At 37.2% G+C, this 13,084-nt stretch carries 12 protein-coding genes; 4 read left to right on the forward strand and 8 right to left on the reverse strand.

Translation table 11 applies throughout. The annotated features are described in order from the left end of the window. Positions 1-92: 92 nt before the first annotated feature. A complete protein-coding gene (gene pepV, locus PDT38_RS15090; RefSeq protein WP_270802762.1) occupies positions 93-1,484 on the reverse strand; it encodes a dipeptidase PepV in 1,392 nt (463 codons plus the stop codon). Positions 1,485-1,592: 108 nt separating this feature from the next. Here pepV and PDT38_RS15095 point away from each other — a divergent pair, with 108 nt between their 5' ends. Then, positions 1,593-2,900, forward strand: a complete 1,308-nt coding sequence (locus PDT38_RS15095; protein ID WP_270802763.1) for an NCS2 family permease — start codon at positions 1,593-1,595, stop codon at positions 2,898-2,900. 295 nt (positions 2,901-3,195) lie between these two features. Here the strand turns inward: PDT38_RS15095 and PDT38_RS15100 are convergent, their stop codons facing one another. The 3 genes from PDT38_RS15100 to PDT38_RS15110 all read right to left on the reverse strand — a co-directional run bounded on the left by PDT38_RS15100 (position 3,196) and on the right by PDT38_RS15110 (position 6,891). Further along, on the reverse strand, positions 3,196-4,512 hold the full coding sequence (locus tag PDT38_RS15100) for a hemolysin family protein (RefSeq protein WP_270802765.1): 1,317 nt from the start codon (positions 4,510-4,512) through the stop codon (positions 3,196-3,198). 520 nt (positions 4,513-5,032) lie between these two features. After that, a complete protein-coding gene (locus PDT38_RS15105) occupies positions 5,033-6,187 on the reverse strand; it encodes an ABC transporter permease (protein WP_270802767.1) in 1,155 nt (384 codons plus the stop codon). Next, positions 6,184-6,891 carry an ABC transporter ATP-binding protein gene (locus tag PDT38_RS15110; protein WP_270802769.1) on the reverse strand — a complete coding sequence of 236 codons (708 nt, stop codon included), beginning with the start codon at positions 6,889-6,891 and terminating at the stop codon, positions 6,184-6,186. Before PDT38_RS15110 ends, PDT38_RS15105 begins: the two co-directional genes overlap by 4 nt. 250 nt (positions 6,892-7,141) lie before the next feature. Between PDT38_RS15110 and PDT38_RS15115 the strand changes: the two genes are divergently transcribed. Beyond that, positions 7,142-7,363, forward strand: a complete 222-nt coding sequence (locus PDT38_RS15115; protein ID WP_172297154.1) for a DeoR family transcriptional regulator — start codon at positions 7,142-7,144, stop codon at positions 7,361-7,363. A 381-nt stretch (positions 7,364-7,744) separates the two neighbouring features. On the opposite strand, the gene PDT38_RS15120 is transcribed toward PDT38_RS15115, so the two are convergent. After that, entirely contained in the window at positions 7,745-9,373 is a 1,629-nt protein-coding gene (locus tag PDT38_RS15120) for a putative polysaccharide biosynthesis protein (RefSeq protein WP_270802772.1), read from the reverse strand. Between the two features lie 211 nt (positions 9,374-9,584). On the opposite strand from PDT38_RS15120, the gene PDT38_RS15125 reads away from it, so the two are divergent. Both PDT38_RS15125 and PDT38_RS15130 read left to right on the forward strand, forming a co-directional pair. Then, positions 9,585-10,862 carry a BaiN/RdsA family NAD(P)/FAD-dependent oxidoreductase gene (locus PDT38_RS15125; RefSeq protein ID WP_270802774.1) on the forward strand — a complete coding sequence of 426 codons (1,278 nt, stop codon included), beginning with the start codon at positions 9,585-9,587 and terminating at the stop codon, positions 10,860-10,862. A 201-nt stretch (positions 10,863-11,063) separates the two neighbouring features. Then, entirely contained in the window at positions 11,064-11,897 is an 834-nt protein-coding gene (locus PDT38_RS15130; protein WP_270802775.1) for a hypothetical protein, read from the forward strand. 162 nt (positions 11,898-12,059) lie between these two features. Here PDT38_RS15130 and PDT38_RS15135 read toward each other — a convergent pair whose 3' ends face one another. From PDT38_RS15135 to PDT38_RS15145, 3 genes are all read right to left on the reverse strand, one after another. Then, positions 12,060-12,242, reverse strand: a complete 183-nt coding sequence (locus PDT38_RS15135) for a sporulation protein Cse60 (RefSeq protein ID WP_172297162.1) — start codon at positions 12,240-12,242, stop codon at positions 12,060-12,062. 94 nt (positions 12,243-12,336) lie between these two features. Beyond that, entirely contained in the window at positions 12,337-12,651 is a 315-nt protein-coding gene (locus PDT38_RS15140) for a rhodanese-like domain-containing protein (protein WP_270802776.1), read from the reverse strand. A 33-nt stretch (positions 12,652-12,684) separates the two neighbouring features. Continuing rightward, complete coding sequence (locus tag PDT38_RS15145; RefSeq protein WP_270802778.1) at positions 12,685-12,984, reverse strand: methyltransferase; 300 nt, start codon at positions 12,982-12,984, stop codon at positions 12,685-12,687. Positions 12,985-13,084 lie beyond the last annotated feature (100 nt).

The following is a 13,084-nucleotide window of genomic DNA, read 5'->3' on the forward strand; positions in this document are numbered from 1 at the left end:
GTTCCTACCCCTATAACTATATGATTTAAATTGGAGCCCGGCAATAGTTCTCACTAAATCAAGCCGGCTTTTTCAGCCGGCTTGCCATATGATTACTTTGCCAATTCATACATTGCTTGAGCATACAATGATACAGAACGCAAAAGATCATCAATTTCCATATATTCGTCTTTTTGGTGAGCTACATCAGGACGACCAGGGAACAGTGGTCCAAAGGCAACGCCTGCTTTTAATGATCGAGCATATGTCGCTCCACCGATTGAGATTAATTCTGCTTTTTCACCAGTTTGTTCATGATATACTTTCTGAAGCGTTTTAATCAGCTGATGGTCTTTAGATACATAATGAGGTTGGCTGTCTTGAAAACTGCTAAGCTCCATTCCTGTTAGTTTCTGCAGCGATTCTTGAATTGGACCGCTCTTCTTTGTGACCGGATAGCGAATATTAATGCCGATCTCGCCACCTTGTTCAGCTTGATAATTCATACGGCCAACATTCAAAGTTAGTTCTCCGCTCATCTCATCATCACAGGCAATTCCGATTTTTCTACCTCGGGTATCATCGTAAAAAGCATCAGACGCTGTTTTTACAAAATGAAAACCTGCTTTATCAAGTGTTTGAGTATGTAAAAATGCAGCCAAAATAAGTCCCGCATTAACACCGTTATTCGGCTCCATAGCATGAGCAGATTTTCCTAACACTTTTAAGATCACAGTATTGTCTTTTTTCGTCATTTGTCCTTCTCCATATTTCTCCTTGACAAATGTGACAAAAGCCTGTTCAAAGTCATCTGTAACCGTTCCTGAAAGTGTAGCCTCAGCCGCATCAGGAACCATGTTCAGGCGCTTACCAGCCTGAAATGCTTCCAAAATAAGATTCGTATTTTTTTCATGTGGAGGACATTCAATTTGTAAAGTTGCATCAATTAGGCCTTTCTCTGCGTAAATAATCGGAAAATCAGCATCTGGAGCAAAACCAGCCGAAGGCATCTCCTCATGTTTAAAATAATGTTCGACACAGCGCCAATTACTTTCTTCATCAGTTCCAATGATCAATCTAATTCGTTTTGACAAAGGCAGGTTCAGTTCTTTTAAAATGTTAAGCGCATGAAATGCTGCCATTGTCGGTCCTTTATCATCAAGGGCACCTCTAGCATATATGCGGCCATCCCTGATTTCTGCAGCAAACGGAGCGCTTGTCCACCCATCTCCAGGAGGAACGACATCAATATGACAGAGGACACCAATCAGCTCTTCTCCTGTTCCCCATTCAATATGTCCTGCATAACCATCGAGATTTTTTACACTAAAACCGTGAACTGCTCCCTTGTCCAAAAGATTTGTCAAACATTTGTTAATCCCTTCACCGAAAGGCTTACCAGGTCCTGCAGTTTCTTCATCAAGAACACTGTTCATTTTTAAAAACTCTTGAATATCGCCAATAATTTCAACTTTTCTATTCGATACCTCATTTTCCCAATTCATTTTTTCACCCTTCCTTTCATGTAAAAAGCAAAAAAACACTTGCCAAATCCAATTATAACGAATATTATAGATCTTGTTTTGATATAACGTTCGATATTGGAGGAAAAAATGTTTAATATAAAAGAAAACCAAACCACAGTTAAAAAAGAAATTTTAGCGGGTATCACAACCTTCTTTACAATGGTTTATATCGTTGTTGTGAATCCCAGCATTCTTTCTGGGACTGGTGTACCTTTTGATCAAGTATTCACTGCAACGATTATTGCCGCTGTCGTAGGCACGCTTTGGATGGCGCTTTCAGCCAATTTTCCGATTGCAATTGCACCAGGGATGGGACTTAATGCATATTTTGCCGTTTCTGTTGTTGGTGCTTCACATGGTGAAATTACGTATCACATAGCATTCAGTGCTGTATTTACAGCAGGTATTCTCTTTATTATCTTATCGTTAACACCTCTTAGAAAACAACTGATTGAGTCAATTCCTGCTAATTTAAAATACGGGATCACAGCCGGAATCGGATTGTTTATTGCATTTGTTGGCTTAAAAGGGGCGGGCATCATCACAGCAAATAAAGCCAATTTAATTGGTCTTGGTGACCTCCATTCACCTGCAGTCATTTTAACATTGGTTGGTCTAGCTTTTTCCGTCGTTCTGATGGTAATGAATGTGAATGGTGCTCTTTTTTATGGAATGATCTTGACTGGGCTGATTGCCTTTTTCACTGGTCAACTTCACTTTGACCAAGGGATTCTCTCAATGCCTCATTTACCTGAAAAACTCATCGTCACAAATCCTTTTGCTGCTTTTGGCGATGTGATTCATTATGGACTTTACTCAGTTGTTTTTTCATTCTTACTCGTTACGATCTTTGATACAACAGGAACAATGATCGGAGTTGCTGAGCAAGCAGGGCTGATGAAAAACAATAAGCTCCCAAATGCAAAAAAAGCCCTACTGGCTGATTCTACAGCAACGACGATCGGTGCTATGTTTGGGACAAGTCCGACAACTGCCTATATCGAGTCATCAGCAGGGGTTGCTGCGGGCGGAAGAACGGGACTGACTTCATTAACAGTCGCTGTTCTCTTTGGAGCCGCATTATTTTTCAGCCCGCTTGTCAGCGCTGTTTCTGGAATTGCTGCAATTACTTCACCTGCTTTAATTATTGTAGGAAGCATGATGATCGGTGCTGTTACAAATATCCGTTGGAAAGAGCTTGATGAAGCATTCCCAGCATTTCTTGTCATCCTGACAATGCCACTCACATCAAGCATTGCTACAGGCATTTCACTAGGGTTTATTTCATATCCTTTAGTAAAAGTGGCAAAAGGCAAATGGCGTGAGATTCATCCGCTTATTCTTGTGTTTGCCATCCTATTTTTCATTCACCTGTTCTTTTTGGAAGGTCATTAAAGTACAAAACCTTAGTCTTCTTTAAAGACTGCTGAATAAACCGATTGTTTCATAAAAAAAGGTGTATGCCTACTATTTGTAGTGCATCACCTTTTTTTAAAAATCTATATCTAAAAGACACCTTTTTGAATTTTTCGGTGTCCTTCTTCTTTAAAACGTTATTCTTTCACGTTTATGCTCTGTCTTATTTTTTATAAGGTTGTCAACCAAATTTGTGCTGTAACACTAGCGACCATTTCTCGTTTAGGTCGTTAAAAATAAAGAATGCACCTCGCACTTAGCTAGATGCACCATTTTAGTCTTCATCTTTAGGCTTTTTTGTCATTTCAATTTTCACTTTACTAATTTTTCGTTCATCAACTTCTTCTACTGTAAATACTGCACCTCCATATTCAATAACCGGGTTCTCGCCTTTCAATGGTATTCTGCCAAGCTGTCCAATCAAAAAGCCACTGAGCGTATCATATTCCTCGTATGGGAAATTAAAATTGACTTCTTCACGAAGATCTCTTAGATTGACAATACCATTAACAATATAAGTGTTTGGATCAATCTTTTCGATTTCTTTATCTTCCTCATCATGTTCGTCAAAAATGTTACCTACAATTTCTTCAAGTAAATCTTCAGTGGTTACAATACCAGCGGTTCCGCCATACTCGTCAATTGCAATAGCAATATGAACCTTGTTCTTTTGCAATTCTTTAAATAATAAATCGATTTTTTTAGATGTCGGAACAAAATAAGGTGTACGTGAAATTTTGCTTACCTCTAATTCTGATTCCCCACCATGTTCAATGAAGTCTAATAAGTCTTTAACGTGAAGAATTCCCACAATGTTATCAATACTTCCTTTAAATACGGGAAGCCTCGTATATTTTTCAATGTTGATTAATCTTATGACTTCATTTAAAGGCATATCGAGAGAAACACCAACAACATGGCTTCGGTGTGTCATGATATCGCTAACTGTTTTGTTGTCAAATTCAAAAATATTGTTTATCATCAACCGTTCAGTTTCTTGAATCGTTCCGTTCTCATTACCTACATCCACCATCATTCTGATTTCTTCTTCAGTCACTTCTTCTTTATTATCGTTTGGATCAACTCCTACAAGCCGAACAAGAGAATTCGTAGAAACTGTTAAAAGTTTTACGAAAGGAAAAGAAATCTTTGACAATAACGTTAACGGCATAACTGTAAACATTGCAATTGGTTCAGCTTTTTGCAATGCAAGTCGTTTCGGAACAAGCTCACCTAATACAAGAGTAAAATAAGACAACAGAAGTGTTATAAGGATAACGGAAATAAGTTCTAACGTTTCAAGCCGTAATGGGACATTAGCGGAGTGTAATACATTTGCCATCCTGCCTGCAAAACTTTCTGCTGCAAACGCACTTGCCAAAAATCCAGCCAAGGTAATTCCAATTTGTATTGTGGCTAGGAAACGACTCGGTTCACTCAGAAGATTTTGCAATAATTTTGCTTTTTTATGTCCTTCTTCAGCCATCGCCTTCATTTTATTATCATTCAATGAAATAAGTGCGATTTCCGAAGCAGCAAAAAAGGCGTTAAGTAAAATGAGTACAAGTAAAATCATGATTTCAGTTAGCAAGTGTTTCATCTCCCACCAAAATAAATTCATCAATCAACTCATGAATCTTTACTATTTTTAGTCGTTCTAAACGAAGAAAGTAAACACTCTTTATGTTGCAACCCAAAAAGTATATGTTTCAATTCGCCATCACTTGCATGTGTAAACTACGAAACATTATTCTGCATTAGCTTGTGCATAAATGGACCAAATTATATTGTGATTATTTAAACATGAACGATGGCTAGCCCGTAGTTTCGCAAAGTTCTAAATGACGGTCAAACAGCTTATTATTTTCCACCTATTCATGCATCAACAAGCTACAAATACGATTAATAGTGCAGATCTCCTATTTGTACAGTCATTAAAAATGATCAAGTCAGAAGAAAAAGGGGGCATCTTGTGAAGAGGGCAGGAATAAGAACAATAAATCATTGCGATTGTTTTACAAAAATGAAATGGCCTCAGCCTGATCAAATACAGGACTAAAGCCGTATAAATAGTTTTGATGCCCTCCATTGTCTACTTGAGAAGGTACCATTCAAAAAGGTGAAATACCGACAAATGTACTAATAATTGAAACAAGACAGCACCAAATCAACCCTGGATAATACAGCCAGTTTATACAATTCCGTCTAGCTTTATAAAATGCATCACTATTATGATCAGCACCTAATAAATAAGAATGTTCCATCACCTTATCAAACTGAATGGATATTAAGTGATGGTAAACATAAGCAAAAAGTAATAAAGCCATCAGTTTTATCCAGATCGGCCCTAAGATGATAAGCGCGGTAAAGCCACCGATTATTCGAAAAAGCTGTCCTTTATAATCATCATGTCGAAGAAACACTTTGAAAAACACTTCTCGATATCCATTTTCAATCGTTCGTATCTTAAAAAGTTTTTGTGATTTTTTAAACAGTAATCTTGGTTTTTTCGCCCTTGCTTTTCTTTCAACCTTCGGAACACTTCCATTCTGGTTTAACAATAAAATAAGGTTGACAAATCTAAGTTTATGCCTCATCTCTTTCTCAACCTCTTGATAAAAAACAAATAGGTGTGAAAGTGAATCGAAGTAGATTTTCACCGCTATGGTAGCAAGCAACAATCCAACAATTAGGATGAAATAAACAGAAGTTGATAACACGACTGCGCAGGCTCCAAGAAAAATAACTAAAATCTGTTCAATAAGAGATTTTTTTGTATTTCTCACTAAACATCTTCGCTTTACAGCGATAATAAACAAATTAACACTAAAATAGAAAAAGAAAATTGTCATACAATCAAACAAGTTAAAAGGAAAAAGCTTGACTAATATAGGTGTAAATAGCACCAACAACACCAGCCATTTACAAATCTGAATCAATAAACAATAGATCGCTCCACACCTTTTCATCTCAACAATAAGTATCTTTTTTTGTAAAAGATAAAGCTGATCTGCTTCCATAAGAAGCGTCCTGATTGATCCAAACAGCGTAAAAATAGACGGTATCAATAAAATAAGCTTGCTAAACCAAACACCAGTCGATAAGACAGAACTATTCAGCAAGCTAATATACTGGTATCCTCCGATTGCAATCACAGGTAAAATGAGATATAAAGCAATCGTCCAATCAATCACCGAACCTAATACCCGAAGCTGATATCGATAGTCAGCCTTCAGCCTAGTTAAAAACAATCTCTGCCCATTCATAGGGATCTACCCTTTATAGCAAAATAAAAACAATCAAGCAACGAACCTTGTGAAATGCCTGTTTTCTCGCGGAGTTCTCCAAGTGTGCCTTCCATAAGTAAACAGCCATTTGAAAGAAGTAAAAAGCGATCACAGATTTTTTCTGCAGTGTCAAGCACATGTGTACATAGCAAAATCCCCTTCCCACTCCTTTGCTCTTCTTTCAGCATGTCCAAAAACAAGCGATTTGCAATCGGATCAAGTCCAATAAATGGCTCATCAATAATATACATATCCGGTTTCATTAAAAAGGCATGAATTAACATCAGTTTCTGCTGCATTCCCTTTGAAAAGGTTCCAGGATATTCGTGAATCACCTGTTCGAGTGAAAATTGTTCAATGAGCTGATTTGCTCTACTATAAAAAGCAGACTCCTCTTCTTGTAAAAATGTGCCTAAAGCTATGATGTGCTCCCAGAGTGTCAATTCATCGTAAAAACTCGGTTGTTCCGGTATGTATGCATATTTTGATGTTCCATTCCAGTAAATATTTCCTTTTACATGTTTTGTTAAACCGAGAATCGTCTTAATTGTTGTGCTTTTTCCAGCCCCATTTGGACCGATTAATCCGACTAACTCACCTTCCCCAACAGAAAATTGAATATTTTCAATTGTTGGTTGTTCTTCATCATAACCTGCTTTTTCAATATGCACACAAAGTTTCATCAAATATCACCCCAGTTATTATGTACGTATCTATGCGAAAGAAGTTCGGTTTCATTCGTCAGCTCTTTTTGATTTTCATTATTTCATACATTTGGTTACGTCTTTTTTCTGGATATTTATCTAGTAGATCGTGTATAATATTTATTGATCGTTTTATAGAAATACTTGTTTGTCGTCCATGCTGTATTTTGAAGTCGTAAGTAAGTTGTGGTAGTCAAGTCCATTCGATCATATGATAGGGAGTGGTTGTTTGAAACCTTCAACAAACCGTATGCTTACCAGAATCAAATCAGTCTACATGTTCATTCAAGAAAAGGGACTCGTTACAACCCAAGAACTGGTTGATGAATTTGGCATTACACCAAGAACCATCCAGCGTGATCTGAATGTGTTAGCCTACAATGATTTAGTTCACAGCCCTTGCAGAGGCAAATGGGAAACAACAAGAAAGAAAGTAAAGATCTCTTCATAAAAATATTCAGAAAAATAGAACATTAAATGAACATATGATATAAAGAAATTCGAAAACTGACTTTCACAAACGATTCTGATTCTTTCAGACACTCATTCCTCTGAGTGTCTTTTATTTTTTGTTCTGATGTGATGATGATACATTTCGACCTTAACAAGTTGCCAAGTCCTGAACTGTATGATAATCGAATGAAATATCGCAATTGTGGAAGACGATTTACCATTTTGTTTGTTTTTTGGAATGATCTCTCAAAATGATTAAACTTCAGATTTTCATATCATACACGAATGCATAATAAATAAAAAGTCCCCTAGAAGTGAAAGCCAACACCCATGATTACTCATGAACGATTGAACGATCTACTTAAAGAGGACTAAATCACTAATTAGCCTTTCTCTTGAAAAAGCGGTTTAACCGCTGACCAAATATTTTTCCTAATAATTTTAAACGGTAGGCGAGATATAGATAAACACTACCGCCGATCACAGATGTCACCAATATGATGATAGCAGAACGAATTCGTCCGCCCTCATATGAAATAAAGAAACTAAGAAGCCATTGAACACTCATGACGACGGCACCCATGATGAAAGTCAGGATAACCATCAACAAAAATCTTTTAAATAGCATTCGATAAGAATAGCCGGCGTGTCGCTTGATCATAATGAATCCATATAATAAAGACACTGAATAGCCAATAGCAGTCGCCAGAATTGAGCCGCTTCCCTGAAATAGCTTGATCAAGGGAATATTTAAAGAAAGTTTGAGGATGATCCCAAGCATCAGACTGACAACTGCAAACTTCTGCTTATTAATGCCTTGCAAGATCGCCGCATTCACTGTAAAAAGAGAAAACAACAGCGCGACCGGCGCATACCAGAATAAGATGTCTTCTCCCAATTGTGGGTGCAGACTCTCCGATCCATAAAAGAATGTGTATGCTGGTCCTGAAAGAAACGACATTCCGAAAGAAGCTGGAAGGACAATAAAGAGAATGATCAACATCGCTTGGTCAATCTGTCTCTTTAAACCATCAAAATTTTTACTCGTGAAATTCTCAGTAATGGCCGGAATCAAAGTTAACCCGAAAGCTGTCGCAAGAGAGACCGGAATCATTACAAGCTTTGGTACATAAAGCGTGACAATCGCCAATAAATCTTGGCTGATATTTCCATAACCCGCTCCAATCATTGCTTTATTAAATGTGTTTGTATCAATGTACTGATAGAGCGGTATGGCTAGTCCAACGAACACATAAGGGGCAGCATAGCTAAACAGTTCTTTAAACATTTCCTTATATGTAATGTTTGCCGATGGAACTAGGTTGGGCTGCATCGAAAGTAATTGATCTTTTCTTTTTTGCCAATAGAAATAAAGGATAAACAAACCGGCAAAAGCGCCGATTAAAGCAGCAAAAGTTGCATAACCAATCGCTATTACAAGACCGCCATTAAAAACTTTGAGGGTTAAATATGTCGCAGTTAGGAGAAAGATGATTCTCGCAATTTGTTCAATAACTTGTGAAACAGCTGTCGGCTCCATCATTTGATGGCCTTGGAAAAACCCTCTCACTAGACTTAAAATCGGTACAACCAATAAAGCAAGACTTACCATACGAATGACGTAGACAACATGCTCGATTGTCACCCCATTGTTTTCTGTTGCACCGAGGGCTGCTTCCGCAAAGAACGGTGCAGACATATAAAGAAGTGAAAAAGCAATGATTCCTGTGACAAGCATGACCGACATTCCCGCACGCAGCATCTTTCTTGTTGTTTCATAATCCCCTATCGAATTATATTTTGAAACAAATTTTGACACGGCTGCTGGAAAACCCATCGTTGCAATGCTTAAAAAAATTGTATATTGGTTATAACCGTACTGGAACAGGGCACCGCCTGTCGCACCAACCATAGCTCCGAATGGAATTAAGTAAATCATTCCGAGGACCCTTGAAATGTAGGTACCAAGCGTTAATATAAATGTGCCTCTTAACAGTTTGCTTGACATGTTCCTAATCACCATTTTTCTTCTGTAGATTCAACTTTTCTATTTTAACATACAGATGTCTTACCTAGGTAATAATAACATGGCTAAATTTTAACAGAATTTTCTTCAGAAGGTGTCATTCTTTCGTTATAATATAAAAATAAACACAGAAATTTGTGTAGTTGCCTGTCATTTTTTGCAGGCCTGAAACCCAGGAAAGTTGAGGATATATATGAAACATTATGATGTAATCGTCATCGGCGGAGGTCCGGCTGGTCTTATGGCTGCGATTGCAGCCGGTGAACGCAGAGCGAACGTTTTGCTCATTGACAAAGGAAACAAACTCGGACGCAAACTTGCGATCTCAGGTGGTGGACGCTGCAATGTCACCAACCGGCTACCGATTGATGAACTGATACGCCATATCCCTGGAAATGGTCGATTTTTATATAGCGCATTTTCTGAATTTAATAATGAAGACATTATTAAATTTTTTGAACGTCTCGGTGTCAAACTGAAAGAAGAAGACCATGGAAGGATGTTTCCTGTTTCAGATAAAGCTCAAAATGTAGTAGATGCACTGATGATACGTCTTGAACAGCTGAATGTGGAAATCCGCACGAATGAAAAAGTGAAATCCGTTTTATATGATGAGGATAAGGTGTTCGGTATTGTGACAAACAATGAGGAAAAGCTCCATACTCATGCTGTTGTGGTGGCGGTTGGTGGAAAAAGTGTACCACATACCGGATCAACCGGGGATGGTTATGAATGGGCAGAGCAAGCTGGACATAGGATTACAGAACTCTTTCCAACAGAGGTTCCTATTACATCAGATGAACCTTTTATCAAACAAAAAACATTGCAAGGTCTATCTTTAAGAGATGTCGCCTTAAGTGTGTTAAATAAAAAAGGCAAACCGATGATCACACATCAGATGGACATGATTTTTACGCATTTTGGCTTATCAGGCCCTGCTGTATTACGATGCAGTCAATTTGTCGTAAAAGAATTAAAAAAACAAGACAAAGTAAAGATAAAGCTTGATTTATTTCCTAACATCAATCAAGAACAACTTTTCCAACAGATGCAAAAACAATTGAAAGATGCTCCGAAAAAAACACTGAAAAATGTGCTTAAATCTTGGATGCAGGAAAGATATTTATTGTTTCTTTTTGAACGAAATCAAATCGATCCTTCGGAAACGTATTCTACTCTTTCAAAAGAACAGTTCCGCACATTCGTCAATGACTGTAAAGAATTGACCATTAGTGTAAATGGCACGCTTTCACTTGAAAAGGCATTTATAACAGGCGGGGGTGTGTCGGTTAAAGAAATCGATCCGAAAAAAATGGCATCGAAAAAGAAGCAAGGACTTTATTTTTGCGGAGAAATTCTCGATATTCACGGATATACAGGTGGATATAATATTACATCTGCTCTTGTCACAGGACGTCTTGCCGGCTTAAATGCGGGGGAATATTCACTTTTAGAGAGAAGTAACAAGTGATCATTTAGTAATGGAAGTGGAAACATTGCCGGAAAAGCTCCCGAACATGCTCGGGAGCTTTTCTGCTTATTTTTTTAGAAAAGACGATTAGGAACTTGCATTTTTGACAATTTACGGACAACCCAAGTAATCTTTTATTTACAAATTATCAATAAAATGGTAATAATAGAGTGTGATAAAAATGTATGGGAGTGATATTGTTTGAAAAAGCTATTTCCTCGTATTGCGATTTTACTAGTCTTTGTTTTAGGGATGTTTACTGTAGCACCCCCTGGTTCTTCAGCGATTTCTAAAAATATGAAGCCCACACCAAAGTTATTTCTTGAAGATTATCTTGATGCTGTTAAACATCAAGATCTTGAGAAAATGATGAACAATATTGTCGATGAAAGACAATTGACAATTGACGACTATTTGGAAATCATGAGCAGGGACAAGCTAAATAGCTATGAGATTGTCAATGCAAAAAAAGTAGATGAAGAGCATCATTATTTCGTTGTAAGAGGATCTTATGACAGCGGATTAGTTTGCGAAACTCCAGTCGAAGTGAAGAAATTAAATTCTGAATGGAAAGTAGTTGTCAACTCCAATACATTAACAAGTGATGACAACAAGATCATCAAACAAGGAAATGATCAATATGTCAACAAACCAAATGTCAGCAACGCTCTAAACCGGCAAAAAATGAAGCCTGCTGATGTAATCATGTGGTGGAATTATTCCCGTAAATTTGGTGGAATTACCTTTTATTCCGATACAACATTTAGTGTTCCACATCAAAAACATTTAATTCTAGCTATCGATCGTCAAGGGGCTACTGGTTTTGCAAAAAGTGTTGGTATCACTTACGCTGTCGTGCAAAAAGGTTTTTTTGGAGATAAGGTTTGGGGCAAAAAATATGTACGCGGCAGTGTTGTCATGGGCAAAAGATTTAGAATAAATGGAAAGAGTAAGACATTTAAAGGGGCTCACTTGAGATTCACTCCTAACTTTAAAGGGGGTATATATCATACTACTGGTGCAGTAGATTGGTAGGTTCATCCTATTCCATTTTTAAATGGACTCGTCCGAAAAGCGCACACTTGTTAGAAGTCATGATTCAAGATTGCTGATATACCAGCGTTTGTTAAACGTGAAAAGGGCGTCCAATAGTTAAAAAAACAATTTATTGGACAGCCCTGTCGTTTCAGACCAAGTTTATGTTCTGTACAAAATCAGTGCCGAAAAACAATAAAGCTGTTCACCTTGAGGATCGCATGCGGCAGATACGTCATATTTTATCTCAACCAGTTGGTCTTCAGACAGCTTTTTTAAAAATTCGTTTATCTCATGCTGCAAATCTTTTTCATGTTCTTCATCAAATACGGCAACTTTCAGCATACGCTCTCTCCTTTCTATATAAAAGGTATGCCAAGACCGTCAAAATTATGATTTTACGCCATATTTGATGTTTCTTGTATAGCTGGCTTTGTTCTTATTTTGTTTTAGGCTTTGTATCACCGGTCCATTCAATCATACCACCGATCATATTCGCAACATCAAATCCTTTGTTTTGTAAATAAATACAAACATTTTCACTGCGTCTCCCGGAGCGACAGACGAAAATATAGGACTGATTCTTTTGAAAAAAGTCGAGTTTTTCTGGAATATCCCCCATCTTGATATGTATTGCTTCCGGTATCATCCCTTCAACAACTTCTTCATCTTCTCTAACATCAATAATGTTAAGCGTTTCTCCTTTTGAAAGCTGTTTTTTCAATTGATCAGGTGTAATTTCTTTTACAGTCATGTTTCCATCTCCCATGCAATAGTTGATTAAAGCTCATACTTGAAGCCAAAAATGAGTTACAACGACGAGGATAATTAAATAAACACAAGCGAATAAGCGATAAACCCCCTTTTTTTCACATAAAGGCGGATTGATTAATGTAAGGATTACCGTCGGTGCGTATAATACAAGAAGGAAATATTTATATTCGATAAACAACATACATACAGAAAGAAGAAGCGAAATATAGAAAACTGGAATAAACGATATCCCTATCTTTTCATTTGATTTTCTTTCAGGTTCTTCTTCAATATTTTCAAGTAGCTGATCTATTTGTTTTTGATGATAAAGCATCAAAAACTCCCCCTTAAATATATAAAATCTTCAAAAACTAGTTTCATTTTAACAAAAAGAGGGTGCCAATTAAACGGCTTTATAGATCACACTACGCTAA

The sequence above is a fragment of the Bacillus changyiensis genome, assembly GCF_027706145.1.
In the GTDB taxonomy this organism is placed as follows: Bacteria; Bacillota; Bacilli; order Bacillales; family Bacillaceae; genus Bacillus; species Bacillus changyiensis.